A 24,868-nucleotide genomic window follows, 5' to 3' on the forward strand; every position below is an offset into this window, starting at 1 on the left:
GCCCGGCCCGCAAGGCGTTGCGCGATCAGCGCTGGGCTTTGAGCAGCTTGGCCGCCTCGATCGCGAAGTACGTCAGGATGCCGTCGGCGCCGGCTCGCTTGAACGCCAGCAGCGCTTCCATCATGACCTTGTCGTGGTCCAGCCAGCCATTGGCGGCGGCCGCCTTGATCATCGCGTATTCGCCGCTGACCTGGTAGGCGAAGGTGGGCACGCGGAACGTGTCCTTCACGCGGCGCAGCACGTCCAGGTACGGCATACCCGGCTTGACCATGACCATGTCGGCGCCTTCCTGCAAGTCGGCAGCCACTTCGCGCAGCGCTTCATCGAGGTTGCCCGGATCCATCTGGTAAGCCATTTTGTTCGACTTGCCCAGGTTGGTGGCCGACCCCACGGCGTCGCGGAACGGGCCGTAGAACGCGCTGGCGTATTTGGCGGAGTACGCCATGATCTGCGTGTGGATATGGCCGTTGGCTTCCAGCGCGCGGCGTACGGCGCCGATGCGGCCGTCCATCATGTCGCTGGGGGCGACCATGTCGACACCGGCGGCCGCCTGGGTCAGTGCCTGCTTGACCAGGATCTCGACGGTCAGTTCGTTGATGACGTAGCCGTCTTCGTCGATGACGCCGTCCTGGCCGTGGCTGGTGTAGGGATCCAGCGCCACGTCGCACAGGATGCCGAGTTCCGGAAAGCGCTTCTTCAGTTCGCCGACCACGCGCGGAATCAGGCCGCGGGGATTGGTCGCTTCGATGCCGTCGGGGGTCTTCAGCGACGCGTCGATGACGGGGAACAGCGCCAGCACCGGGATGCCCAGTTTCACGCATTCTTCGGCCACGGGCAGCAGCGTGTCCAGCGAATAGCGGACGACGCCGGGCAACGACGGCACGGCTTGCTGCAAGCCCGTGCCTTCGGCCACGAAGACGGGATAAATCAGGTCATTGACCGTCAGCGCGTTCTCGCGCACCAGGCGGCGGGTGAAGTCGTCGCGACGCAGGCGGCGCGGGCGGGAAACCGGAAACTCGGGGGTGATGATCTGCGGGTTCATGGTACGACCTTGGGAGAAATCCAATTTTCAATGTGGGCGCCGGCTTCTTCCAGACCGATGCGCTCGGGCGCCGAGAAAGGAATGGTGTGCAGCGCGCCGATGTCCGCCAGGTCCTTGCGCACGGAGAAGACGGTGCGCATGCGCTGGCCGTAAGGCAGCTTGTCGGCCTTGGTCAGCAGCGCCAGCACGGGGCGTCCGGTGGGGGCGATGAAGTTGGCCAGGCGGCGGTCCAGTTCGGTGACGCCGCGGCGGATGTCGATCAGCAGCACGATGCCGGCCAGCGACTCGCGGTCACGCAGGTAGCCGCCGAGGATGTCGGCCCATTTTTCTTTCTCGTTGCGGGCGACCGAGGCATAGCCATAGCCGGGCAAGTCGACGAGAAAACCGATGTGGCCTTCCGGATCCAGCGGGTCGGGCAAGCCGAACATGTTGATCAAGCGCGTGCGGCCCGGCGTCTTGCTCGAGAAGGCAAGACGGCGCTGGTTGCACAGCACGTTGATGGCCGTGGATTTGCCGGCGTTCGAGCGGCCGACAAAGCAGACCTCGGGAGCGCCGGCGGCCGGCAACTGGTCGAGGCGAGCTGCGGAGGTAAGGAAGGAGGCGCGATGTAGGAGGGACACGGATGGGCTTTGGATACGGTTGGTTTCGAGCCCTATTGTATAATCCGGCGTTTGCAACAGTGGTCCCCGTGCGCGGAGCCGTCTTTTTTGCTTACTCTTTGGGTTGCCGACGGCAGCCTGGAAGGCAGAATGGGCAAATCAGGTTCGAGACGGTTTTCCAAGGTGAGCGGGGCAGGCGTGGGCGCCTTTTTGCGCCTTGATCGATGTGATCGTCGAGGTCTTCATGAAGCGTGTGCTGTCCCGGATGTTGGTTGCGAGCGGGCTGTTGCTCGGCGCCTCCGCCTTATCGACCCCCAGTTTCGCCGCTGACGGCGCTGCGGGCCCGGCCAAGCCAGATGCCGCCAAGGGCGGTCAGCTGTTTGACCAAGGCGACGCCTCAAGAGGCATCATTGCCTGTGCGTCCTGTCATGGCGCGGCGGGCAACAGCACCATCCCGGTGAACCCCAACCTGGCCGCGCAACCCCACGAATACCTGGCCAAGCAATTGGCTGATTTCCAGGTCAAGCAGGGCGCGAAGCTGCCTGTGCGCAATGGCGCCGGCGGCAACCCGACCCCGATGACGGCCATGGCGCAGAACCTGACGCCGGCCGACATGCAGAACATCGCGCTGTATCTAGCGCAGCAACCGCTGAAAGAGCCGGCCACGGCCGGCCAGGAGAAGCTGGTTGATCTGGGTCAAAAGATCTGGCGCGGCGGTTTGCCGGAACGCAATGTCCCTGCGTGCGCGGCATGCCACTCTGCCAATGGTGCGGGCTTGCCCGGCCAATACCCCCGCTTGTCGGGGCAGTTCCCCATGTACATCGAAGAGCAGCTCAAGCTGTTCCGCAGCGGTGACCGCAAGAATGACATCATGTTCGCCATTGCGGACCGCATGTCGGACGCCGACATCAAGGCGGTGTCGGACTACGCGGCTGGCCTGCGGTAGGCTTCTTGCCTGCAACACGCGCGGCTGGTCCGCGTTCATGCAACTTGGGCATGACGGAACCTGTTTCCGTCGTGCGCTGTCTATGAGGGGGGTAGCCGATAGCGCGGCCCCCCTTTTTTCATGAATTCAACACGAACCCATACCCGTCCCTCCCTGCGCAGCCTGCCTCGCGATTTCTTCGAACTGCTCGGTTCGATGCGTTTCGCCGTCAGCCTGCTGATGTTCATCTGCGTGGCGAGTCTGGTCGGGACCGTGTTGCAGCAGAACCGCTCGTCGAACAACTACATCGACCAGTTCGGGCCGTTCTGGTTCGAGGTGTTCGACAAGTTCTCGATCTGGCACGTCTACAACAGCTGGTGGTTCCTGGTGATCATGGGATTCCTGGTCGTATCGACCTCGGTCTGCCTGATCCGCAACGCGCCCAAGATGCTGCGGGATGCACGTTCGTTTCGCGAACACGTGCGGGCCAGCAGCCTTCGGGGTTTTCCGCACCGCGTGGAAACCGAAGCCCCCACCGACGTACCGCAGACCGCGGCCGGCCTGAAGTCCCTCTTGGAACGCATGGGCTACGCGGTGCGGCAACGCACGGACAACGACGGCGTGATGCTGGCGGCCAAGAAAGGCAGTGCCAACCGGCTGGGCTATGTGTTCGCGCATGCGGCGATGGTCATCATCTGCATCGGCGGCCTGCTGGACAGCGAACTGCCTGTGCGCCTGCAAGTGATGTTGGGCGGCAAGAAGCCCATCGTCGAGAACATGCTGATCTCGGAAGTGCCGGAAAGCGGCCGCCTGTCGGTCGACAACCCGAGCTTTCGCGCCAGCGTGCTGGTGCCCGAAGGCGGCCAGGCCAGCACGGCGGTCGTGATGGTGGGCGACGGCGCCCTGGTGCAGCCGATGCCCTTCACGTTGAAGCTCAAGAAGTTCGTCGTCGATTACTACTCCACGGGCATGCCCAGCCGCTTTCTGAGCGAAGTCGAAGTCACCGACCCCGAAACCGGCAAGACGTTTGATTCCACCATCGAGGTCAACGAACCGCTGCGCTTCAAGGGCATGACCGTCTACCAGTCCAGCTTCGACGACGGCGGCAGCACGGTGGTGCTGAAAGGCTACCCGCTGGTAGGTTCTGGCGATGCGACGTTCGCCGTTGACGGCACGGTGGGCAAGACCGCCGAAGTAACCGCTCACACAGCAAACGGGCCGCGCAGCATGGGCGTCGAAATCACGGCGATGCGCCCAATCAACGTGGAAGACCTGACGCGCGGCGAGCCCAAGGGCCCGGACCGCAGCTTCGCCGAGCACGTGGCGTCGGTGTCGGGCAGCGCGGCGGGCAAGAAGAACGAGAACCTGCGCAACGTGGGACCCAGCGTCGAATACAAGCTGATCGACGAGGCGGGCCAGGCCCACGAATTCCAGAACTACATGCTGCCCATGGAACTCGACGGCGCCAGCGTGTTCCTGGCGGGCGTGCGCAACAACGCCTCGGAGCCGTTCCGCTACCTGCGCATCCCCGCCGACGACGACAGTTCGATTGCCGAATTCATGCGCTTGCGCGCGACGCTGGCCGACCCGGCGGCGCGGCAGGAGGCGGCCCGCCGCTTCGCCGAGCGCAACAGCCCGTCGGGCGCCGACCGACAGCCCTTGCAGACGGCCGCCGAGCGCGCGCTGGAGACCTTCGCAACTGGGGGCCTGCAAGCCGTGGCTGCCTTCCTGCAGGCCAATACGCCCGCCGCCGACCTGGAGCGCGCGGCCGACGTCGTGATCCGGCTGATCGGCGCCAGCATGAACGAATTGCGCGCCATTGAACGCGAGCGCGCGGGCCTGCCCGCCGTGGCGGTCGAAGGCCCCGAGGGCGAGCGCGCGGCGGTATGGTCGCGCCTGGCGGTGGCCGCGCTGTCGGACCTGACGGTGTATCCGGCGCCGGTGTTCCTGTCGCTGGCGGATTTCAATCACGTGCAGGCCAGCGTGTTCCAGGTCAGCCGCACGCCGGGCAAGAACACCGTCTACCTGGGCAGCCTGTTGCTGGTCCTGGGGGTGTTCTCGATGTTCTATATTCGAGACCGCCGCGTCTGGATCTGGGTCAAGCCGCATGAGGGCGGAAGCAGCGTCATGGCGGCCATGACGTCTCAGAAGCGTACACTCGACTTCAATCAAGAGTTCGAACGCTTCAAGCAGGCGCTGCTGCGCCAGAAGAGGTCTTAAGGTTTATTTATGTCGACTACGACCACTACGCATCCCTCGTCGCCGAAGGCGCTGAACGCGTCGCCGGACACGCTCTGGCAGGACAGCCTGTCGGAAACCGGCGACAGCCGCGCCCGGCGCGGCAAGCCCGATTGGACCGATATTGTCTTTTTCCTGCTGCTGTCGGTGGGCGCCGCCTTCGCGCTGACCCGCCACGGCAACGCGATGGACTATTACGAGAAGATCATCCTGTGCGGCACCGTGCCCGCGCTGGCGTGGCTGGGTTGGCTGTGGCGTCCGCTGCGCCACCTGATGATCGCCTGTGCGATCGCGGCCGGGCTGGCCCTGATGCTTTACGGCAATGACCTGGCCCGCGCCGAGCAGGTGTTCTTCCTGAAGTACCTGTTCTCGTCTCAGTCCGCCATCCTGTGGATGTGCGCGCTGTTCGCATTGGCGATGGTCTGCTACTGGATCGGCGTGTTCAGCCCGACGGCCGCATGGCTGGGCACGGCGCTGACCTGGGGCGCGGTGTTCGCCGGCGTCACGGGGCTGCTGGTGCGCTGGCGCGAAGGCCATCTGATGGGGCCGGACCTGGGCCACATCCCGGTCAGCAACCTGTACGAAGTGTTCGTGCTGTTCTCGCTGATCACCGCGCTGTTCTACCTGTACTACGAACGCAAATACGCCACGCGCGCACTCGGCGGCTTCGTGCTGCTGGTGGTGACGTCCGCCGTGGTGTTCCTGCTGTGGTATTCGTTCACGCGCGACGCGGGGCAGATCCAGCCGCTGGTGCCGGCCTTGAAGAGCTGGTGGATGAAGCTGCACGTGCCGGCCAACTTCATCGGCTACGGCACCTTCTCGCTGGCGGCGATGGTGGGCTTTGCCTATCTGATCAAGCAGCATGGGCAGACGACGTCGTGGGCAAAGCTCACGCCGCTGTTCATCCTGGGCGTGCTGCTGTGCGCCGAACCGATGGTGTTCCGCACCGACGGCCTGTCGGCGACGTGGATGCTGTACTTCGGCATCGGCGCCGTGATCGTGGGCGCCATCCTGCTGGGCCGCCGCCGCATCGCCGCCGCGCTGCCGTCGCTGGAAGTGCTGGACGACATCATGTATCGCGCCATCGCGATCGGCTTCGCGTTCTTCACGGTGGCGACTATCTTGGGCGCACTGTGGGCGGCCGATGCCTGGGGCGCGTACTGGCAATGGGACCCCAAGGAGACCTGGGCGCTGATCGTCTGGCTGAACTACGCGGCCTGGCTGCACATGCGCTTGATCAAGGGCCTGCGCGGCACCATGGCGGCCTACTGGGCGCTGATGGGTCTGCTGATCACGGGCTTTGCGTTCCTGGGCGTGAACATGTTCCTGTCCGGCCTGCATTCCTACGGGGAACTGTGAGGGCGCGGGTATAGAGAAAAAGGCCCCTCGGGGCCTTTTTTTTTGCGCTGGATAAATCGTGATGCATCGTAGGATGGGTGAAGCGCGAGAGGTCGAAGGCAAGGACCCACACGTTCAACGCGCGTAACCCATCAAGCAACGATGATTTCTTGGCAACTTCAGCCACAACGCAATCGTTGCTCGATGGGTTGCGCGCGCTCGGCAGCAATGTTCTTGCCTTCGACCTCTCGCGCTTCACCCATCCTACGGCAGCGTGGATTCGCCGCGCAGCAGGTCGTCCAAGGTTTCCCGCTGGCGCACGACGTAGTAGTTGTCGCCGTCGACCATGACTTCGGCCGCGCGGGCGCGCGTGTTGTAGTTGCTGGCCATCGCCATGCTGTAGGCGCCGGCGGATTCGACGGCCAGCACGTCGCCTTGCTGGATCGCCAGGGGGCGCTGCCGGGCCAGCCAGTCGGCGCTTTCGCATACCGGGCCGACGATGTCGTAAGGGGTCGGGTCGCCCGCGCGCGGGCGCAGGGCCCGCACGCCGTGGAACGCGTCGTACAGCGCAGGGCGCAGCAGGTCGTTCATGGCGGCGTCGACGATCGCGAAGTTGCGCGCTTCGGCATGCTTCAGGTACTGGACCGTGGTCAGCAGCACGCCGGCGTTGCCGACCAGCGAGCGGCCGGGTTCGAGCACCAGATGCAGATGGCCGTGGCCGCGCGCGTTCAGGCGTTCGAAGACGCGGTCCAGCAAGGCTTTGGGCGAGGGGGGCGTTTCGTCCGTATAGCGGATGCCCAGGCCGCCGCCAAGGTCCAGATGCGCGATCCGGATGCCTTCCTGGTCGAGCGTGTCGATCAGGTCCAGCAGCTTTTCCAGCGCATCGAAATAGGGACTGATGTCGGTCAGCTGCGAACCGATATGGCAATCGACGCCGACGATATCCAGGCCCGGGAGCGATTGCGCGGTGCGGTAGGCGTCCAGCGCGGCATCGATGGCGATGCCGAACTTGTTTTCTTTCAGGCCGGTGGAGATATAGGGGTGGGTCTGCGCGTCGACGTCGGGATTGACGCGCAGCGACACGGGGGCGAGCACGCCCATGTTTTCGGCCACTTCCGACAGCCGGTGCAGTTCGGCCACGGATTCGACGTTGAAGCACTTCACCTGGGCCGCTAGCGCGTCGCGCATTTCCCAGGCTTGCTTGCCCACGCCCGAAAACACGATTTTCGATGGGTCGGCGCCCGCTGCCAGCGCGCGCTTGAGTTCGCCGCCCGACACGATGTCGAAGCCCGCGCCCAGGCGTACGAATTCCTTCAGGACCGCCAGGTTGGAGTTGGCCTTCATGCCGTAGCAGACCAGCACCGGACGTTGCCCGACGGCGCTGCGGTAGGTTTCCCAGGCGGCTTTCAGCGCGGCGCGCGAATAGACGTACAGCGGTGTGCCTAGCCCATGCGCCAGATGGTCCAGGGGCACATCCTCGGCGTACAGTACGTTATTGCGGTACTGGAAGTAGGGATGGCCGGCCAGGTCTGGCTGCACGGGGTAGGCGGGCGTCATGGGATGGTCGGCGCCGGTGGAATCTGCTGCGTGGGCTGCGACGGGGTGCGCGCCGGCGGCTTGCCGTCAGGCGTCGGCATATACAAAGGCCCCTTGTACCCGCAGGCCGCAACCATGCCGGAGGCCAAGAGCGTGGCTACAATGCGAAGAGCCATGCGGCTGAATGCCAATTGGAACACTGGGAACTCCGTAATTCTTGCAGGCTCGATTATGACCGAAACCGAATTTCTTGCGTTGATCGACCAGGTGCTGGATAGCATCGAAAGCCAGGCCGATGACTGGGCGGCTTCGCTCGACGTCGACGTCGAAACCAGCCGCAGCGGTAATGTGCTGACGATGGTGTTCGAGGACAATAGCCACGTCGTGGTGAACAGCCAGGCCGCCATGCAGGAGCTGTGGGTGGCCGCGCGCAGCGGCGGCTTCCACTACCGCTACGACGGCCAACACTGGAACGATACCCGAGGCGGCCCGCAATTGCCTGACGCCTTGTCTCAGATCTGCTCCGCGGCGGCGGGCGTCCCCGTGACGTTGAAGCTCTGAATCCGACCGCCCAAACAAAAAGGCCGGCCTTGATGGGCCGGCCTTTTTTCTATTAGAACGGGATCTTCTGCGACCAGGGGGCGGCGTTCTGCGAACCCACGCCTGGAGCAACCTTGATCTTCGTCTCTTCGTTGCCGCTGCCCAGGCCGTGCAGGAATTCACCCAGCGTGTCGGCTTCGGCGAGGCCCAGGCGGGCGACCGCTTGTCCGGGCGGGAATTCCGAGAAATAGAACTCGCCGTTCTCGACGATGATGCCGTCGGGGCGGGCACGCGGTTTTTCTTCCGGCACGCCCTTGAGCACGTCCTGCATGTAGTCGACCCAGATCGGCATGGCGACGCCGCCGCCGGTTTCGCGCGAGCCCAGCGACTTGGGCTGATCAAAGCCCAGCCACGAGGTCGCCACCAGGTTCGGCGTGTAGCCCGAGAACCAGGCGTCGACGGATTCGTTGGTGGTGCCCGTCTTGCCGGCGATATCGTTGCGCTTGAGCAGGGCCCGGGCGCGCGCCGCGGTGCCGTAGGTGGCCACGCCGCGCAGGATGTCGTCCATGATCCAGGCGGTGCGCGGATCGATGGCGCGCGCTGCCGCGTCGCCGGCCACGACCGGCTTGGATTGCATGATGACCTTGCCGTTGCTGTCGGTGACGCGGTCGATCAGGTAGGGCGTGACGCGGTAGCCGCCGTTGGCGAACACCGAGAATGCGCCGGCCAGCTGCAAGGGAGTGACCGAGCCTGCGCCCAGCGCCAGCGGCAGCACGGCCGGCTGGCGGGCCTTGTCGAAGCCGAAGCGGGTCAGGTAGTCCTGGGCGTACTGCGGGCCGATGGCCTGCAGGATGCGGATCGACACCATGTTCTTCGACTTGTACAGGCCCTGGCGCAAGGTCAGCATGGGCTCGTACTGGTTGCCATAGTTCTTGGGATTCCAGGCCTTGGACCCGGTTTGCGCCGCGGTCAGTTCGAACGGCTGGTCGGAAATCTGCGTGGCCGGCGTCAGGCCGCGTTCCAGCGAGGCGGCGTAGATGAAGGGCTTGATGTTCGAGCCCGGTTGGCGCCAGGCCTGCGTCACGCGGTTGAAGTTGCCGCGGTAGAAGTCGAAGCCGCCAATCATGGCGCGGATGGCGCCGTCTTGCGGGGCGAGCGCCACGAAGGCCGCCTGCACCGAAGGCAGGTTGATGATTTCCCAGTTGTCGCCGAACTTGCGGATGTAGACGACGGAGCCGCGCTTGATGCGCTGTTCGGGCTTGGCCTTGTCGTTGAGCGCACGCGCCACCACGCCCAGCACCTTCTTGTCGGTGACGGTGATGATTTCGCGCGAGCTGCGCGCCAGCTTCACTTCGGTGGGGCTGGCCGACAGCACCAGCGCGGTCAGCAGATCGCCGCTGTCGCTGAACTTGTCGAACACGCCGTCCAGGAATTCATCCAGGGCGGCCGGGTTGTTCTCGGTGCCCGCGGGCAGGTCCAGCTGCTCTTCGGGGCCGGGGTAGGGCGCGCGGCGCGTGTATTCCAGCACGCCTTCGCGCACGGCGCGGTAGGCCGCTTCCTGGTCCTTGGACTGCACGGTGGTGTAGATGTTGATGCCGCGCGAATAGACGTTGTCCTGGTACACGTTGTACAGGAGCTGGCGGGCCAGTTCGGCCACGTACTCGCCATGGATGGAGTAGCCGCCGGCCGGCGTGCCTTCCGCCGACTTCATGACGATCTGCTGCGCCATCGCCTGCTTGTATTCGGGCTCGGTCAGGTAGCCCAGCGATTGCATGCGGCCCAGCACGTAGCGCTGGCGCAGTTCGGCGCGGGGGCGGTTCGAAATCGGGTTGAAGCGCGACGGGGCCTTGGGGATGCCGGCCAGCATGGCGGCTTCGGCCGGGGTCACTTCCGACAGCGGCTTGCCGAAGTAGGTGCGCGAGGCGGCGGCGAAACCGTAGGCGCGGTGGCCCAGGTAGATCTGGTTCATGTAGAGCTCAAGGATCTGGTCCTTGGTGAGCTCGGATTCGATCTTGAAGGTCAGCAGCAGTTCGTAGAACTTGCGCGAATAGGTCTTTTCCGACGACAGGTAGAAGTTGCGCGCAACCTGCATGGTGATCGTGCTGGCGCCCTGCGTCTTCGACATGTTGATCAGGTTGGTCAGGCCGGCCCGCGCCACGCCCATCCAGTCGATCCCGCCGTGCTGGTAGAAACGGTCGTCTTCGGCCGCCAGCACCGCGGACTTCATGACGTCCGGGATTTCATTGAAACGCAGCACGTTGCGGCGTTCTTCGCCGAATTCGCCAATCAGGACGCGGTCCGCCGTATAGACGCGCAGCGGCACCCGCGGGCGATAGTCCGTCATGGCGTTCAGGTCCGGCAGGTTCGGCCAGGCCAGCGCCAACGCCATCCCGGCCAGCAGTACGCCGCACAGGAACAGGCCGGCACAGAAGATGCCGGCTTTCACGAAGAATCGCAGTATCGGGGAGCCGCTCTTGGCGGGCTTGTCTTTCTTGGAGGAATTCTGGGGCTTGCTCATCGCGGCGATTTTACGGGACTCTCCGGGCCCGGCTTAGCGCAGGGGATCGGTTTCTGTAACAAGATAGTTCAATGTGGTGCGCGGGCAACTGGCGGCAGATGTGATAATGCCGTCATGAACTTTTCCGCCAACTCATGTCCGGAGGCTGATCCGGACCCAGCGCCCTCGGACGAGGGGACTGAAAACCTGCCTTGCGCCTTGGAGTGCACAGGCAAGACCGTGTCGTTGCCGCACGACCTGCCCGTCTTCCTGGTCGGGATGATGGGAGCGGGCAAAACGACCATCGGCCGGAGCCTGGCGCGTGCGTTGGGACGCGAGTTTATGGATCTGGATCATGAGCTCGAGGCGCGTTGCGGAGTGCGGGTGCCGGTAATCTTCGAAATCGAGGGCGAAACCGGTTTTCGTCGCCGAGAGTCCGCCGCCTTGGAAGAGTGTACCCAACGGCGCAACATTATTCTTGCCACCGGCGGGGGCGCGATCCTTGCGCCCGAAAACCGCCGACGGCTGCACGAACGCGGGATCGTCGTCTATTTGAGGGCCAGCGTGGACGAATTGTTCCGCCGCACCTGCCGCGACCGCAACCGCCCCTTGCTGGCCACCGCCGACCCCCGCGGCACCCTGCGGGACCTGATGACCCTGCGGGAGCCCCTCTACAAGGAAGTCGCCGATCTGGTGGTGGAAACGGGCTCCACGCCCATCCACACCCTGGTCAAGGCGCTGCTGCCGCAATTACAAGCCTTCGAGAAGCGCATATGAACGTTGTTGACGTCGACACCCCGGGCGGAAGTTATCCGATCCATATCGGCCCCGGCCGCATCGATGCCCTGGACCAATGCATCCCCGCCGACGCCACCGCGATTGCGGTCGTCACCAACCCCACGGTGGCGGCGCTGTACGGCGAGCGCGCCGAGGCGGCGTTAGCCCGCACCGGCAAGCGCGTGCTGCGCATCGAACTGCCCGACGGCGAGGCCTACAAGGACTGGCAATCGCTGAACCTGATCTTCGACGCCCTGCTGACCCATCGCCTGGACCGCCGTTGCGTGCTGGTGGCGCTGGGCGGCGGCGTGATCGGCGACATGACCGGGTTCGCGGCTGCCGTGTACATGCGCGGCGTGCGCTTCCTGCAGGTGCCCACGACCCTGCTGGCCCAGGTGGATTCGTCGGTGGGCGGCAAGACGGCCGTCAACCATCCGCTGGGCAAGAACATGATCGGCGCGTTCTACCAGCCCGTGGCGGTGGAAATCGACACGGACGTGCTCAATACCTTGCCGGCGCGCGAAGTGTCCGCGGGCCTGGCCGAAGTGATCAAGTACGGCCTGATCCTGGATCCGGCCTTCTGGACCTGGTGCGAAGACAACGTGCAGCAGCTGCGCGATCTGGACCCGGAGGCGATTGCCTACGCCATCCGCCGTTCGTGCGAACTGAAGGCGCAGGTGGTGGGCAAGGACGAACGCGAGTCCGGCCTGCGCGCCATCCTGAATCTGGGCCACACCTTTGGCCACGCAATCGAATCCGGCCTGGGCTATGGCGCCTGGCTGCACGGCGAGGCCGTGGGTTGCGGCATGGTGCAGGCGGCTGAATTGTCGGCGGACGTGGCGGGCTTTAACCGCGCGGACGTCGAGCGCGTGCGCGCGCTGGTGGCGGCCATCGGTTGCCCGGTGGTAGCGCCCGATCTGGGCGCGGACCGCTGGCTCGACCTGATGCAGGTGGACAAGAAAACGGAGGGCGGTTCGATCCGCTACGTACTCATGCCCCGCATTGGCGAAGCCTTCATGCAGGCCGCCCCGGACGACGCGGTGCGCGCCGTCCTGGCCCGCACCACTCAATAACCGCGACCGGAGACGGTGTTGCAGATGAAAGAACTGGCTTCCTACGCATCCGACCCGTCTCAATCGCGCGGCCGGACCTATGCCGAGCCGCCGCCGGAAAATCGGACGGAGTTTCAGCGGGACCGCGACCGCATCGTGCATTCGGGCGCCTTCCGGCGCCTGGAGTACAAGACGCAGGTCTTCGTGAACCACGAAGGCGATCTGTTCCGCACCCGCCTGACCCACAGCCTGGAAGTCGCGCAGATCGGGCGCACACTAGCCCGCAGCCTGGGGCTGTCCGAAGACCTGACCGAAGCCATCTCGCTGGCGCATGACCTGGGCCACACGCCGTTCGGCCACGCCGGCCAGGACGAACTGAACGCCTGCATGCGCGAGCTGGCGCCCGAGGCCGGGGGCTTTGAGCACAATCTGCAAAGCCTGCGCGTGGTCGACGAGCTTGAGGAACGCTATGCGGACTTCAACGGCTTGAACCTGTGCTTCGAAACGCGCGAAGGCATCCTGAAGCATTGCTCGGCCGCGCATGCGCGCCAGCTGGGCGACGTGGGCGAACGCTTCCTGAACCGCACGCAGCCGTCGCTGGAAGCGCAGTTGGCCAACCTGGCCGACGAGGTGGCCTACAACAACCACGACATCGACGACGGCTTGCGCTCGGGCCTGATCACGCTGGAACAGCTGCAAGAGGTCTCGATCTTCGAGCGCCACCACGCCTACGTGCTGGAACGCTATCCGGGACTGGCCTCACGCCGTGCCGTGGCGGAAACCATCCGCCGCATGATCAACACGCTGATCGTGGACCTGACGCAGACCTCGCTTGCGCGCATCCGCGATGCGGCACCGGCCAGCGCCGACGATGTGCGTCGCTCGCCGCCGCTGGCGAGCTTTTCGGACGAGATCCGCCGCGAGGCCGATGCGCTGAAGAAATTCCTGTTCGACAACCTGTACCGGCACTATCAGGTGTTGCGCATGACCACCAAGGCGCGCCGCATCGTGCGCGAACTGTTCGCGGCCTTCCTGGAAGATCCGCGCCTCTTGCCGCCGGACTACCGCCGCCCGGCCTTCAATGACCAGGCCCGCGCAATCGCCGACTACATCGCCGGCATGACCGACCGCTACGCCATCCGCGAACACAAGCGCCTGTTCGAGATGGGGTAGGGCCGTTGCAGCTGCCTCAGCGCGTCAGGTAGCGTTGGGTCAGCAGCACCCAGTACGCCGCGCCCACGGGCAGGCTGTGGTCGTTGAAGTCATAGCCCGGGTTGTGGACCATGCAGGCGCCATGCCCGCTGTTGAAACCATCCGCCGACCCGTCGCCATTACCCACAAGCAGGTAGGAGCCGGGCACGTCTTCCAGCATGAAGGCGAAGTCTTCGCTGCCGGTCAGTGGCCGGGTCTGCGGGTCGACCTTGTCGGCCCCGACCAGTTCCACGGCCACCTGCCGCGCGAAATCCGTTTCCGCCTGCGTGTTCACCAGCACGGGATAGCCGCGACCGTAGTCGATCGTCGCCTGGACCTGGTAGCTGGCCGCCTGGTTGTGGACAAGCTCCGTGATGCGCGCCTGCAGCGTGTCACGCACGCCGCGGTCAAGCGCGCGGACGCTGAGCTTGAGCGTCGCGGTCTGGGGAATGACATTGTTGGCGCGGCCGGCATTGAACGCGCCGACGGTGATCACCGCCATGTGCAGCGGATCGATATTGCGGGCGACGATGCTCTGCAGCCCCATCACGATGGCGGCACCCGCCACGACGGGGTCGGCGGCGCGGTGCGGCACGGCGCCGTGTCCGCCCACGCCTTCCAGCACGATGGTCACGTTGTCCGAGGACGCCATGGTGGGGCCGTCGCGCAGCAGCAGATGGCCTTGCGGGTGGCCCGGCATGTTGTGCATGGCGAAGATGGCGTCGCAGGGATATTTCGTGAACAGCCCGTCTTCCATCATGCGCTTGGCGCCGCCCAGGCCTTCTTCGGCGGGCTGGAAGATCAGGTTGAGCGTGCCGTCGAATTCCCCGTGCCGGGCCAGGTGGTGCGCCGCCGCCAACAGCATGGCCGTGTGGCCATCGTGGCCGCAGGCATGCATGACGCCTTCGTTGCGGCTGGCGTGGTCCAGGCCCGTGGCCTCCTGGATAGGCAAGGCGTCCATGTCGGCGCGCAGCCCCAGGCGCTTGCCGCCGTTGCCGCGGCGCAACTGCCCGACCACGCCAGTACCGCCCAGACCGCGTTCCACTTCATAGCCCCATTGCGTCAGGCATTGCGCCACCAGGTCGCTGGTGCGGAATTCCTGGAAGCCCAGTTCGGGATGGCGGTGGATGTCCCGCCGGATCGAGACGAATTCGTCGGCCTGGGCGGTCAAGGTCTGCAGGATCGGATGCATGTCGGCGTGTTCCTTGTGGGGGGAGGCGGTAGTCATGGCTTTGCGGCTCCGTCCACCCGGGTGGCGATCTCGCGGAAGCGGCTGGTTTCGGCGCGGTACATCGCTTCTGCCGCGTCCGCACCCATCGGCTCGGAGACCAGGATGTTCTGGAATTCCAGCCCGCGTTTGACGGCGGGGTCCTGCATGGCGTCGTTGAGCGCGGCGTGCAGCCGCAGCACCACGTCTTCCGGGGTGTCGCGTTTGACGAAATAGCCGGTCCAGGTGGTGAAGTTGAAGCCTTTCAACTGTTGGCCCTCGTTGACCGAGGGCACGGCGGCCAGGGACGGCAGCTGGCTGCGCTGCGCATCGAGCGTGGCCACCAGCTTGATGCGGCCCTGCTCGGCCATGGCCATCTGCTGCTGCGATAGCGGCAGGATGGCCAGATCGACCTGGCCGCCGCCGATGTCCTGCATCAGCGGCGCGCCGCCCTTGTAGGGCACGTGGACCATGCTGGCGCCGATGGTGTGGGCCAAATGTTCGCCCAGCACATGGTAGAGAGAGCCGACGCCCACGCTGCCGAAGGTGAGCGGCTGTGACGCCGAGCGCGAACGCGCCAACGCGACCAGTTCGTCGGCGCTGTTGGCAGGCAGGTCGCTGCGCGCCACGATCACCAGCGGCGCCATGCCGATCATCTGCACCAGCCGGAAGTCCTCGCTTTTGAGTTTGACCGCGGGGTTGGCGATGGGCGATAGGATCAGTTCGTTGGGCGAGCCCTGGAACAGGTAGTAGCCGTCGGACTTGGCGCCCAGCACCTTCTGCGCGCCCAGCGCGCCGCTGACGCCACCCAGGTTTTCGACCAGCACCGGCTGGCCCAGCGTCTTGGACACCGGAGGCGCCACCAGGCGGGCAATGGCGTCGGAAGTGCCGCCGGCCGGGTAGGGCACCATCATCATGACGGGCCGGCTGGGATAGTCGGCGGCGCGGGCGCCCGGCGCCCACAGCATCGCCGCGCCCAGCGCCAGCGCACAGGCCGCAAGGTGCAGGCGATTGGAAAGCATGCTCACGAGATTCCCCTTGTGATGTGGTTGTGATCCGCATGCTAGGGACAGCCCTCGCTAGTTGTCTAACGAATTGTTATTCTGGAAGCTAGAAAAAAAACTCATACCTGGGCATGAACCTGAAGCAGCTGGAGCATCTGTTGGCGGTGGCCGAAGTGGGTTCGTTCAGCCGCGCGGCCGAGCGCCTGCACCTGACGCAATCGGCGCTGAGCCGCAGCGTCCGGCTGCTGGAAGAAGATCTGGGCGCGCTGTTGCTGGACCGCATGGGCAAGCGCACTGAGTTGACGCCCTTAGGCCTGACCGTGGCCGACCGCGCCCGGCGCATCCTATTCGAATCGGCCGAATTGCGCCGCAGCGCCGAACTGCTGACCCACGGGGACCGGGGGGCGATCAACATCGGCCTGGGCTCGGGGCCGGGCGCGATGCTGATGACGCCATTGCTGACGCATGTGGCGCAGTGTTACCCGCAATTGCACCTGGAGCTGATGCGCGGGCCGCTGGAGGCGCATCTGGCGCTGCTGCGCGAACGGCGCCTGGACGCGTTGGTGGTCGATACCCGCGGCATCGCGCCATCGGCCGATTTGCGTATTGAACCCGTGTCGCAGATGCGCGCAGGCTTCATCTGCCGCCGTGGCCACCCCTTGGCCAGCCAAACGCAGCCGCCGCGGTTCGCGGACATTGCGGCTTATCCCTTGGCCTCCACCTTTCTGGCGGTCGATACCGAACGGATCCTGATCGAGCATTTCGGCATCGAGCCCGACCCCCGCACGGCGGTGCGCCTGCGTTGCGATGAGATCGGCAGCCTGCTTGACGCGGTGCGCGTGTCGGACGCGGTGTTCCTGGGCATTGTGGGCGCGGCCCGGGCCGGCATCGCGGCCGGCGAACTGATGGAATTGCCGAGCGAGCCGCCGCTGCGCAGTCACGCGCTATTCGCGCTGGTGACCCTGACGGGACGGACCGAAGCGCCCGCAATGGCGCTGCTGCGCGAATTCATGGCGCAGCGGCTGCACGATTGAAAGGATTGGCCAGCGCTTTTCAGCGATGCTTGCGGTAGGGCTCGTCTTCGGGAACGAAGGTGGCTTCGGCGCGGGCGTCGCGCATCCATTCCTGCATGGCGGGCAGCGCCAGCACCGCGTCCATGTAGTCGCGCACCGGGCCGGCGGCCGCAATGCCGTAGGTGGTAAAGCGCGACACCACGGGCGCGAAGAAGGCATCCGCAATCGAAAAGGCCCCGAACAGGAACGGCCCGCCCTGACCGAATTCGGCGCGCGTGTCGCGCCAGATGGCGTGCAGGCGCGAGATGTCCTGCCGGGCCGCTTCGGGCAGGTCGATGCCGGGCAGATGCGCTTCGATGTTCATCGGCATGGCCTGGCGCATGGCGGAAAAGCCGCTGTGCATCTGCGCAGCCAGCGAACGCGCGCGGGCGCGCGCCTTCGCGTCTTGCGGCCAGAGGTTGGCCTCGGGGCGTTGTTCAGCCACATACTCGCAGATGGCCAGGGAATCCCAGACCGCGAAATCCCCGTCAAGCAGCACGGGCACGAGTCCCGCGGGCGACACCGCGCCCACCTGGCGCGTGAACGCTTCCGTGAAAAACCCGAGCTTTTGCTCGGTAAAGGCCACGCCCGCGGCGCGCAGGGCGATCCACGGACGCAAGGACCACGATGAGTAGTTCTTGTTGGCGATGATCAGGGTGTACATGCCGCTTTTCCTTACGCAGGGGTTGCCAGGTTGTCCGCTACAACGTGCTGGTTCATCGTCCGGCATTGCGGCGCAGCAGCTTGCCCAGGTACTGCCCGGTATGGCTGGCCTGTGTGGCCGCGACATCTTCCGGCGTGCCTTGCGCCACCACATAACCGCCGCCGTCGCCGCCTTCCGGACCCATGTCGATCAGCCAATCGGCCGTCTTGATGACGTCCAGGTTGTGTTCGATGATGAGGACGGTGTTGCCGCTGTCGACCAGCTGGTTCAGCACCTGCAACAGTAGCTCGATATCCCGGAAATGCAAGCCGGTCGTGGGCTCGTCCAGGATGTACAGCGTGCGGCCGGTGCTGCGGCGCGACAGTTCCTGAGACAGCTTCACGCGTTGCGCTTCGCCGCCCGACAGCGTGGTCGCGCTTTGGCCCAGACGAATATAGGACAGACCGACATCGATCAACGTGTGCAACTTGCGGGAAATGGCCGGCACGGACTCGAAATACTCCAGCGCCTGCTCAACCGTCAGGTCCAGCACTTCGCTGATGTTGCGGCCGCGGTAGCGGATTTCCAGCGTTTCGCGGTTGTAGCGCTTGCCGTGGCAGACGTCGCACGGCACGTACATGTCGGGCAGGAAGTGCATTTCGACCTTGACCACGCCATCGCCCTGGCAGGCCTCGCAGCGGCCGCCCTTGACGTTGAAGCTGAACCGGCCGGGGTCGTAGCCGCGCGTGCGCGCTTCCGGCACGCCGGCGAAGAGTTCACGGATGGGCGTGAACAGGCCGGTATAGGTGGCGGGGTTGCTGCGCGGCGTGCGGCCGATGGGGCTTTGGTCGACGCTGATGATCTTGTCAAAGTTCTCCAGCCCCTGCATGGACACGTAGGGGGCGGGTTCGCTTTGCGCATGGTGCAGCTGGCGCGATACCGCGACTGCCAGCGTGTCGTTGATGAGCGTGGACTTGCCGGATCCCGACACGCCCGTCACGCACACCAGCCTGCCCGCCGGAAGGCGCAGTTCCACATCCTTCAGGTTGTTGCCGCTGGCGCCGGTCAAGGTCAGCCAGGGAAGTTCGTCGTTGACCGGACGGCGGGGAGGGATCGCGATTTCGCGCGCGCCGCTCAGGTACTGGCCCGTCAACGAATTCGGATCGCGCTGCACGGTTTCGGGATCGCCCTGCGAGACGACTTCGCCGCCGTGTTCGCCCGCGCCCGGGCCCATGTCGACCACCCAGTCGGCCATGCGGATCATGTCTTCGTCGTGCTCGACGACGATGACGCTGTTGCCGAGGTCGCGCAGGTGCTGCAAGGTGCCGATCAGGCGGTCGTTGTCGCGTTGATGCAGGCCGATGGAGGGTTCGTCCAGCACATACATCACGCCGGTCAGGCCCGAGCCGATCTGGCTGGCCAGCCGGATGCGCTGGGCTTCGCCGCCCGAGATCGTGTCGGCGCTGCGGTCCAGCGACAGGTAGTTCAGGCCGACGTTGTTCAGAAAGCTGAGCCGCGCTTCGATTTCACGCACGATGCGTTGCGCGATCTCTTGCTTGGCGCCCGTCAGGTTCAGGTCGCGGAACCAGGCCAGGCAACTGGACAGCGGCATCGCCTCGACTTCGTAGATGGCCTGGCCGTGGCGTTCGCCGCCGCGCGGGTCATGGCCGATCAGCACATTGCGCGCTTCGGGGCGCAGGCGCGAGCCCGCGCAGTCCGGGCAGGTCTTGATGTTGCGGTATTTGCCCAGTTCTTCGCGCACCGTGGCCGAATCCGTTTCGCGCCAGCGGCGCTCCAGATTTGGGATGACGCCTTCGAACGTGTGGCGCTTGACGGTGCTGCGACCCTTCTCGTTCAGGTACAGGAACGAGATCTCTTCTTCGCCCGAGCCGTACAGCACCTTGTCGCGCAGCGCTTCGGGCAGGTCTTCGAAGGGGGCTTCGATGTCGAATTCGTAGTGCGCCGCCAAACTCGTCAAGAGCGAATGCGTGAACGCGTTGCGGCGGTCCCAGCCGCGGATCGCACCGGCGGCCAGGCTGAGTTCAGGGAAGGCGACGACGCGCTTGGGGTCGAAGAAGCCCACCTGGCCGATGCCGTCGCAGCTGGGGCAGGCGCCCATCGGATTGTTGAAGCTGAACAGCCGCGGTTCCAGTTCGGGCAGGCTGTGGCTGCATACCGGGCAGGCGTAGCGGCTGGAGAAGACCTGCTCGTGTTCGCTGTCCATGTCCAGCGCCAGCGCGCGGCCGTCGGCCAGCTGTAGGGCGGTTTCGAAACTCTCCGCCAGGCGTTGCTTGCTTTCCGGCTTGATACGCAGCCGGTCGATGACGACGTCGATATCGTGTTTCTCGGTCTTCTTCAACGGCGCCATGCCGTCGATTTCCACCAGTTGCCCGTCGACGCGCAGGCGCACGTAGCCCTGCGCTTGCAGGCTGGCGCATTCGTCCTCGAAGCTGCCTTTCTTGCCGCGCGCGATGGGCGCCAGCACGGCCAGGCGCGTCTCGGGCGTCCAGCCCAGCACCGCGTCGACCATCTGGCTGACGCTCTGGGCTTGCAGCGGCAGGCCGTGGTCCGGGCAATAGGGCGTGCCCACGCGTGCGTACAGCAGGCGCAGGTAGTCGTGAATCTCGGTGATGGTGCCGACGGTGGAGCGCGGGTTGTGCCCGGCGGCCTTCTGCTCGATCGAAATGGCCGGCGAAAGGCCTTCGATCAAGTCCACGTCCGGCTTGTCCATCAGCTGGAGGAATTGGCGGGCATACGCGGAAAGGCTTTCCACGTAACGTCGTTGGCCCTCCGCGTACAGCGTATCGAACGCCAGCGAAGACTTGCCCGAACCGGACAAGCCGGTAACGACCACCAGTTTGTGGCGCGGCAGGTCCAGCGAGACGTTCTTGAGGTTGTGGGTGCGTGCACCCCGAATGCGTATCGCGTCCATCGGGCTCTTTTAAGCGGTTTCAAAGGCCAACTTGGTACTATAGCGCGCCGAATCCCCCCGCGTTCAGGGTAGTCCGCCAAGTTGGACTGAACCGGAGCCGGCGCGGCACCGCTAGATCAGACCGTGAGCGTGTGACATCCACGCGCGCCCGCCCTTGTCATTGTTGAAATTTCCGCATGCCGGCAGATACCAGACTGAAATTGACCCCTTCCGAGCGCCGCGCCAGCATCGCGCTGGCCGGCCTGTTCGCCGCGCGGATGCTGGGGCTGTTCCTGTTGCTGCCGGTTTTCGCCGTGGCGGCCGCCGGCCTGCCGGGCGGCAATGACCCGGCCCGCGTCGGCCTGGCGCTGGGCATGTACGGGCTGACCCAGGCCTTCATGCAGATCCCCTTCGGGCTGGCCTCCGACCGCTGGGGCCGTCGCCCCGTCGTGCTGTTCGGCCTGCTGCTGTTTGTGGCGGGCAGCGTCGTCTGTGCCCAGGCGACGGACGTGTACTGGATCACCATCGGGCGCGCCATCCAGGGGGCCGGCGCCATTTCCGCCGCTGTCACCGCCTGGCTGGCCGACGCAACCCGCGACGAGGTCCGCACGCGCGCCATGGCCATGGTGGGCGGGTCGATCGGCCTGTCGTTCGCGGTGTCGCTCGTCCTGTCGCCCGTGCTGGTGGGCTGGTGGGGGCTGTCCGGCCTGTTCTGGACCATCGCCTGTCTGGGCGTCATCTGCCTGGGCGTGGCGCGCTTTGTGGTGCCGGTGGTGCCGCGCACGCAAGCTCGCACCATGCAGGCCGCCCGTCCGCGCGAAGTCTTGACCCACCGCGACCTGTTGCGCCTGAATTTCGGCGTGTTCGTGCTGCACCTGATCCAGGTGTCGCTGTTTGTCGTGGTGCCCGCCTTGCTGGCCAAGGTGGGCGGCCTGGATGCCCGCGAGCTCTGGAAAGTCTATTTGCCGGTCATCCTGGTGTCGTTCGTGCTGATGGTGCCGGTCGTGTTCATCGCCGAGAAGCGCCGCGCCCATCGGGGCGCCTTGCGCGCCGCCGTGGCAGGGCTGGTGGTGGTGTGCGCCTTGCTGCCTGCGGCCAGCCACGGGTTCTACACACTGGCTATCGCGCTGACGGGCTTCTTCGTGGCCTTCAACGTGCTGGAAGCCTTGCAGCCGTCGCTGGTGTCGCGCGTGGCCCCGCAGGCCTACAAGGGCCTGGCGCTGGGCTTCTACAACACGGCCCAGGCGGCCGGGCTGTTTGCGGGCGGCGCCTTGGGCGGGTGGCTGGCGTCGCATTCGGGCGCCGGCGCGGTCTTCATCGGCGCAGCCATCTTGTCGGCGATCTGGCTGGCCGTGACCTGGGCGCTTCGGCCCCTGGCCTGACCCCGCGCAGGGGATGCGTCCCCGACTGAGCGGAAAAGTGGCTGATTGTGTCGCGTACGGCGGCCAACTGCCCCGAATTCGTTTTCCGGGCTGGACGGATTTGTCACGAATCGCGTTTGGCGTGGCAAGCCCTTTTCGTCGATAATACGTACCAACACGGGCTTCACCGGTATCGCCGGTCATCATTGCGGTGACCGGCGTGTTTCATGAAGCCGGTCTTCAACATCGCTTTTTATGTTGTTGCCGGCGCGCTCGCGGCAACGCACAGGCGCAGGCTGTCAACAACAGAGGGACATCGGCATGGCATCGGTTAACAAAGTCATTCTCGTGGGCAATCTGGGGCGCGACCCGGAAGTCCGCTACAGCCCGGACGGGGCGGCAATCTGCAACATGTCGATTGCCACCACCTCGTCCTGGAAAGACAAGGCCAGCGGCGAAAAGCGCGAAGAAACCGAATGGCACCGCGTCGTCATGTACAACCGCCTGGCTGAAATCGCCGGCGAATACCTGAAGAAGGGCCGCTCGGTCTACATCGAAGGCCGCCTGAAGACGCGCAAGTGGCAAGACAAGGACACCGGCGCTGACCGCTACAGCACCGAAGTCGTCGCCGACCAGATGCAAATGCTGGGCGGCCGCGAAGACGGCGGTGGCGGTGGCGCCAGCTACGGTGGTGGCGGCGGCTACGACGACGCCCCGTCGCGTCCGCAGCAGCAACGCGCACCGGCGCAACGCCCGGCGCCCCAACAGCGCCCGGCCCCCGCAGCGGCTCCGGCCAGCAGCGGCGCCAACCTGGCGGACATGGACGACGATATTCCGTTCTAATCCCGACCTGACGCGCTCTTGCAGTCAAAAAGCCCCGGCTCTTCACGAACCGGGGCTTTTTTTACGGCCTGTAGTTTCTACGGCCTATGGTTCACGCCGCTGCCCGCAATGCCCCGGACAGCAGCCGCACCTCGTCGACTGCCGCGTCGATTCCGTCTGTTGCCAACACCTCCACCAGCCGCGTGCCGACGGCGACCAGATCGGCATGGCGGCCGACGGCGCGTGCCTGCTCGGCGGAGCGCACGCCGAACCCGGCGGCGATGGGGAGTTGCGTCCGGGCCCTGACCCGTAGCAAGGCGTCGGCGATGGCCTCATCGGAAGGGAGCGCGCCGCCGGTCGTGCCCGCCAGCATGACGTGATAGACAAAGCCGCTGGCGCCGCGCAGCACGGCGTCCAGCCTGGCCGCGGGCGTCGTCGGCGCCGTCATGCGGATGATGTCGATGCCTTGCACGCGCGCCTGCCGGCCGATCTCGCCAGCGTGATCCGGCGACAAGTCCACGATGATCAGTCCGTCCACGCCCGCCCGGGCCGCGTCGGCCATGAAGGCCGCGACGTCGTATCGCAATAGCGGGTTCAGGTATCCCATCAGCACGATCGGGGTCTGCGGATCCTGTTCACGAAACGTTTGCACAAGGTCCAAGGTCCGCCGCATCGTCTGGCCGGCGCGTAGCGCCCGATCATTGGCCAATTGCAGCACCGGGCCGTCGGCCACCGGGTCGCTGAACGGCATGCCCAGTTCAATCACGTCGGCGCCGGCTGCGGGCAGGCGTTTCAGAAGGCTCAGGCAGTCGTCATAGCACGGGTCGCCGGCCGTGAAATACGCGGCCAGCCCCGCGCGGCCCGCCGTGCGCAGCGTGGCGAGGGTGTTTTCCAGTCGGCTCATTTCGTGGCTCCGGCAAATTGGAGGACCGTGTTCAGGTCCTTGTCCCCGCGGCCGCTCAGGCAGACCACGATGGTCTTGTCCGCCTCCAGGCGCGCGGCAAGCTTTCGGGTGTAGGCCAGGGCATGCGCGCTTTCCAAGGCGGGGATGATGCCTTGCTTTTCCGTCAGCCAGCGATAGGCGTCGACCGCCTCGGCGTCGGTGACTGAGGCATAGCTCACGCGCCCCGTGTCATGAAGCAGGGCGTGTTCCGGCCCCACGCCGGGGTAGTCCAGCCCGGCTGAAATCGAATGCGCGTTCGTGATCTGGCCGTCCTGATCCTGAAGGAAGTAGCTGCAACACCCATGCAGCACGCCCAGCCGGCCTGCGCCAATGCTGGCGGCGTGCTGCGCGGTGTGGACTCCATGGCCCCCGGCTTCCACGCCGTGCAGCTGGACTTGGGGCTCACCCAGAAAGGGGTGGAAGAAGCCGATGGCGTTGGAGCCGCCGCCGATGCAGGCGACCATCACGTCGGGCAGCCGGCCCGTCTTCTCCAGGATTTGCGCTCGGGTCTCTTCGCCGATCACCTTCTGGAACTCCCGGACCATCCACGGGTAAGGGTGCGGTCCGGCGCCGGTACCCAGCAGGTAGTAGGTGTCGTCGGGGCGCGCGATCCAATCGCGGATGGCTGCATTCATCGCATCCTTGAGCGTTGCGCTGCCGTTGGGAACCGCACGCACTTCGGCGCCCAGCATCTTCATGCGGGTGACGTTGGTGGCTTGGCGCGCGACGTCGACCGCGCCCATGTAGATCACGCACTGCAGGCCGTACAGCGCGCAGGCGGTGGCGGTGGCCACTCCGTGCTGGCCGGCGCCGGTTTCTGCAATGACGCGCGTCTTTCCCATCCGTCTGGCCAGCAGGATCTGGCCCAGGCAGTTGTTGATCTTGTGCGCGCCGGTGTGGTTGAGGTCTTCCCGTTTCAGGAAGATGCGGGCCCCCAGTGCTTCGCTGATTGCGCGGGCATGGAACAGCGGGCTGGGGCGGCCCACGTAATCGGCCAGCATCGACCTGAATTCGTTCCAGAACGCGGGATCCTCCCGCGCCTCGCGATAGGTCCGCTCCAGATCATCGAGTGCCGGGATCAAGGTCTCGGGCATGTAGCGGCCGCCGTAGGGACCGAATTGCCCGAGCGCGTCGGGGGAATCAGGGTGGGAAACAAGCGACATGACCTTAGCCCATTGAATACGTTAGAG

21 protein-coding genes are annotated in these 24,868 nt (G+C 65.6%); 10 read left to right on the top strand and 11 right to left on the bottom strand.

Translation table 11 applies throughout. The features are described from left to right. Positions 1-25: 25 nt before the first annotated feature. Positions 26-1,042, bottom strand: coding sequence for a porphobilinogen synthase (gene hemB, locus CEY09_RS10360; RefSeq protein ID WP_006227426.1), 1,017 nt, complete (start codon positions 1,040-1,042; stop codon positions 26-28). Continuing rightward, complete coding sequence (gene yihA / locus CEY09_RS10365; RefSeq protein ID WP_006227427.1) at positions 1,039-1,662, bottom strand: ribosome biogenesis GTP-binding protein YihA/YsxC; 624 nt, start codon at positions 1,660-1,662, stop codon at positions 1,039-1,041. Before yihA ends, hemB begins: the two co-directional genes overlap by 4 nt. Before the next feature lie 223 nt (positions 1,663-1,885). Between yihA and CEY09_RS10370 the strand changes: the two genes are divergently transcribed. The 3 genes from CEY09_RS10370 to ccsB all read left to right on the top strand — a co-directional run bounded on the left by CEY09_RS10370 (position 1,886) and on the right by ccsB (position 6,163). Then, positions 1,886-2,587, top strand: a complete 702-nt coding sequence (locus CEY09_RS10370) for a c-type cytochrome (protein ID WP_035214109.1) — start codon at positions 1,886-1,888, stop codon at positions 2,585-2,587. 120 nt (positions 2,588-2,707) lie between these two features. Next, a complete protein-coding gene (locus CEY09_RS10375) occupies positions 2,708-4,786 on the top strand; it encodes a cytochrome c biogenesis protein ResB (RefSeq protein WP_175216745.1) in 2,079 nt (692 codons plus the stop codon). 9 nt (positions 4,787-4,795) lie between these two features. Then, positions 4,796-6,163, top strand: coding sequence for a c-type cytochrome biogenesis protein CcsB (gene ccsB, locus CEY09_RS10380; protein ID WP_006227430.1), 1,368 nt, complete (start codon positions 4,796-4,798; stop codon positions 6,161-6,163). Between the two features lie 243 nt (positions 6,164-6,406). Here ccsB and lysA read toward each other — a convergent pair whose 3' ends face one another. After that, a complete protein-coding gene (gene lysA, locus CEY09_RS10385; protein WP_088588571.1) occupies positions 6,407-7,699 on the bottom strand; it encodes a diaminopimelate decarboxylase in 1,293 nt (430 codons plus the stop codon). After that, positions 7,696-7,959: an LPS translocon maturation chaperone LptM gene (gene lptM, locus CEY09_RS32745; protein ID WP_337360715.1), complete on the bottom strand. Its 264-nt coding sequence runs from the start codon at positions 7,957-7,959 to the stop codon at positions 7,696-7,698. Before lptM ends, lysA begins: the two co-directional genes overlap by 4 nt. On the opposite strand from lptM, the gene cyaY reads away from it, so the two are divergent. Further along, positions 7,910-8,239, top strand: a complete 330-nt coding sequence (gene cyaY / locus CEY09_RS10395; RefSeq protein ID WP_088588573.1) for an iron donor protein CyaY — start codon at positions 7,910-7,912, stop codon at positions 8,237-8,239. The genes lptM and cyaY overlap by 50 nt on opposite strands. A 52-nt stretch (positions 8,240-8,291) precedes the next feature. Here cyaY and CEY09_RS10400 read toward each other — a convergent pair whose 3' ends face one another. Continuing rightward, entirely contained in the window at positions 8,292-10,736 is a 2,445-nt protein-coding gene (locus CEY09_RS10400) for a penicillin-binding protein 1A (RefSeq protein ID WP_006227434.1), read from the bottom strand. A gap of 114 nt (positions 10,737-10,850) precedes the next feature. Here CEY09_RS10400 and CEY09_RS10405 point away from each other — a divergent pair, with 114 nt between their 5' ends. From CEY09_RS10405 to CEY09_RS10415, 3 genes are read left to right on the top strand one after another with little or no spacing between them, the layout of a single operon-like run. Continuing rightward, on the top strand, positions 10,851-11,492 hold the full coding sequence (locus tag CEY09_RS10405; RefSeq protein WP_035214108.1) for a shikimate kinase: 642 nt from the start codon (positions 10,851-10,853) through the stop codon (positions 11,490-11,492). Further along, positions 11,489-12,565: a 3-dehydroquinate synthase gene (gene aroB / locus CEY09_RS10410; RefSeq protein WP_006227436.1), complete on the top strand. Its 1,077-nt coding sequence runs from the start codon at positions 11,489-11,491 to the stop codon at positions 12,563-12,565. Before CEY09_RS10405 ends, aroB begins: the two co-directional genes overlap by 4 nt. 24 nt (positions 12,566-12,589) lie before the next feature. Further along, entirely contained in the window at positions 12,590-13,717 is a 1,128-nt protein-coding gene (locus tag CEY09_RS10415; protein WP_088588888.1) for a deoxyguanosinetriphosphate triphosphohydrolase, read from the top strand. A gap of 16 nt (positions 13,718-13,733) precedes the next feature. On the opposite strand, the gene CEY09_RS10420 is transcribed toward CEY09_RS10415, so the two are convergent. Next, positions 13,734-14,927, bottom strand: a complete 1,194-nt coding sequence (locus tag CEY09_RS10420) for a M20 aminoacylase family protein (RefSeq protein WP_088588574.1) — start codon at positions 14,925-14,927, stop codon at positions 13,734-13,736. A gap of 32 nt (positions 14,928-14,959) precedes the next feature. Then, on the bottom strand, positions 14,960-15,964 hold the full coding sequence (locus tag CEY09_RS10425) for a tripartite tricarboxylate transporter substrate binding protein (RefSeq protein WP_088588575.1): 1,005 nt from the start codon (positions 15,962-15,964) through the stop codon (positions 14,960-14,962). Positions 15,965-16,077: 113 nt separating this feature from the next. Here CEY09_RS10425 and CEY09_RS10430 point away from each other — a divergent pair, with 113 nt between their 5' ends. Beyond that, positions 16,078-16,980 (top strand): LysR family transcriptional regulator, encoded by a 903-nt coding sequence (locus CEY09_RS10430; protein ID WP_088588576.1) that lies wholly within the window; start codon positions 16,078-16,080, stop codon positions 16,978-16,980. A 19-nt stretch (positions 16,981-16,999) separates the two neighbouring features. On the opposite strand, the gene CEY09_RS10435 is transcribed toward CEY09_RS10430, so the two are convergent. Both CEY09_RS10435 and uvrA read right to left on the bottom strand, forming a co-directional pair. Next, the gene (locus CEY09_RS10435) at positions 17,000-17,662 is read right to left on the bottom strand and encodes a glutathione S-transferase family protein (RefSeq protein WP_088588577.1); all 663 of its coding nucleotides are present in this window, start codon (positions 17,660-17,662) and stop codon (positions 17,000-17,002) included. A gap of 52 nt (positions 17,663-17,714) precedes the next feature. Continuing rightward, a complete protein-coding gene (uvrA, locus tag CEY09_RS10440) occupies positions 17,715-20,573 on the bottom strand; it encodes an excinuclease ABC subunit UvrA (RefSeq protein ID WP_088588578.1) in 2,859 nt (952 codons plus the stop codon). Between the two features lie 176 nt (positions 20,574-20,749). Here uvrA and CEY09_RS10445 point away from each other — a divergent pair, with 176 nt between their 5' ends. Together CEY09_RS10445 and ssb are read left to right on the top strand one after the other, a co-directional pair. Beyond that, positions 20,750-21,934: an MFS transporter gene (locus tag CEY09_RS10445; protein WP_088588579.1), complete on the top strand. Its 1,185-nt coding sequence runs from the start codon at positions 20,750-20,752 to the stop codon at positions 21,932-21,934. A gap of 300 nt (positions 21,935-22,234) precedes the next feature. Beyond that, a complete protein-coding gene (gene ssb, locus CEY09_RS10450; RefSeq protein WP_006227444.1) occupies positions 22,235-22,756 on the top strand; it encodes a single-stranded DNA-binding protein in 522 nt (173 codons plus the stop codon). A gap of 91 nt (positions 22,757-22,847) precedes the next feature. On the opposite strand, the gene trpA is transcribed toward ssb, so the two are convergent. Together trpA and trpB are read right to left on the bottom strand one after the other, a co-directional pair. After that, on the bottom strand, positions 22,848-23,639 hold the full coding sequence (gene trpA, locus CEY09_RS10455; RefSeq protein WP_088588580.1) for a tryptophan synthase subunit alpha: 792 nt from the start codon (positions 23,637-23,639) through the stop codon (positions 22,848-22,850). Beyond that, complete coding sequence (gene trpB, locus CEY09_RS10460; RefSeq protein ID WP_088588581.1) at positions 23,636-24,841, bottom strand: tryptophan synthase subunit beta; 1,206 nt, start codon at positions 24,839-24,841, stop codon at positions 23,636-23,638. The genes trpA and trpB overlap by 4 nt, the downstream gene beginning before the upstream one ends. Between the last annotated feature and the right edge of the window lie 27 nt (positions 24,842-24,868).

Source organism: Achromobacter marplatensis (assembly GCF_002209535.1).
Classification (GTDB): domain Bacteria; phylum Pseudomonadota; class Gammaproteobacteria; order Burkholderiales; family Burkholderiaceae_B; genus Achromobacter; species Achromobacter marplatensis.

What these genes read in the sequence shown, in the direction of transcription:
- hemB (WP_006227426.1), bottom strand. Translation starts at nt 1,042, where the DNA reads ATGAACCCGCAGATCATCACCCCCGAGTTTCCGGTTTCCCGCCCGCGC.
- CEY09_RS10370 (WP_035214109.1), top strand. Translation starts at nt 1,886, where the DNA reads ATGAAGCGTGTGCTGTCCCGGATGTTGGTTGCGAGCGGGCTGTTGCTC.
- CEY09_RS10375 (WP_175216745.1), top strand. Translation starts at nt 2,708, where the DNA reads ATGAATTCAACACGAACCCATACCCGTCCCTCCCTGCGCAGCCTGCCT.
- ccsB (WP_006227430.1), top strand. Translation starts at nt 4,796, where the DNA reads ATGTCGACTACGACCACTACGCATCCCTCGTCGCCGAAGGCGCTGAAC.
- lysA (WP_088588571.1), bottom strand. Translation starts at nt 7,699, where the DNA reads ATGACGCCCGCCTACCCCGTGCAGCCAGACCTGGCCGGCCATCCCTAC.
- cyaY (WP_088588573.1), top strand. Translation starts at nt 7,910, where the DNA reads ATGACCGAAACCGAATTTCTTGCGTTGATCGACCAGGTGCTGGATAGC.
- lptM (WP_337360715.1), bottom strand. Translation starts at nt 7,959, where the DNA reads ATGCTATCCAGCACCTGGTCGATCAACGCAAGAAATTCGGTTTCGGTC.
- CEY09_RS10400 (WP_006227434.1), bottom strand. Translation starts at nt 10,736, where the DNA reads ATGAGCAAGCCCCAGAATTCCTCCAAGAAAGACAAGCCCGCCAAGAGC.
- CEY09_RS10405 (WP_035214108.1), top strand. Translation starts at nt 10,851, where the DNA reads ATGAACTTTTCCGCCAACTCATGTCCGGAGGCTGATCCGGACCCAGCG.
- aroB (WP_006227436.1), top strand. Translation starts at nt 11,489, where the DNA reads ATGAACGTTGTTGACGTCGACACCCCGGGCGGAAGTTATCCGATCCAT.
- CEY09_RS10415 (WP_088588888.1), top strand. Translation starts at nt 12,590, where the DNA reads ATGAAAGAACTGGCTTCCTACGCATCCGACCCGTCTCAATCGCGCGGC.
- CEY09_RS10420 (WP_088588574.1), bottom strand. Translation starts at nt 14,927, where the DNA reads ATGCATCCGATCCTGCAGACCTTGACCGCCCAGGCCGACGAATTCGTC.
- CEY09_RS10425 (WP_088588575.1), bottom strand. Translation starts at nt 15,964, where the DNA reads ATGCTTTCCAATCGCCTGCACCTTGCGGCCTGTGCGCTGGCGCTGGGC.
- CEY09_RS10430 (WP_088588576.1), top strand. Translation starts at nt 16,078, where the DNA reads ATGAACCTGAAGCAGCTGGAGCATCTGTTGGCGGTGGCCGAAGTGGGT.
- CEY09_RS10435 (WP_088588577.1), bottom strand. Translation starts at nt 17,662, where the DNA reads ATGTACACCCTGATCATCGCCAACAAGAACTACTCATCGTGGTCCTTG.
- uvrA (WP_088588578.1), bottom strand. Translation starts at nt 20,573, where the DNA reads ATGGACGCGATACGCATTCGGGGTGCACGCACCCACAACCTCAAGAAC.
- CEY09_RS10445 (WP_088588579.1), top strand. Translation starts at nt 20,750, where the DNA reads ATGCCGGCAGATACCAGACTGAAATTGACCCCTTCCGAGCGCCGCGCC.
- ssb (WP_006227444.1), top strand. Translation starts at nt 22,235, where the DNA reads ATGGCATCGGTTAACAAAGTCATTCTCGTGGGCAATCTGGGGCGCGAC.
- trpA (WP_088588580.1), bottom strand. Translation starts at nt 23,639, where the DNA reads ATGAGCCGACTGGAAAACACCCTCGCCACGCTGCGCACGGCGGGCCGC.
- trpB (WP_088588581.1), bottom strand. Translation starts at nt 24,841, where the DNA reads ATGTCGCTTGTTTCCCACCCTGATTCCCCCGACGCGCTCGGGCAATTC.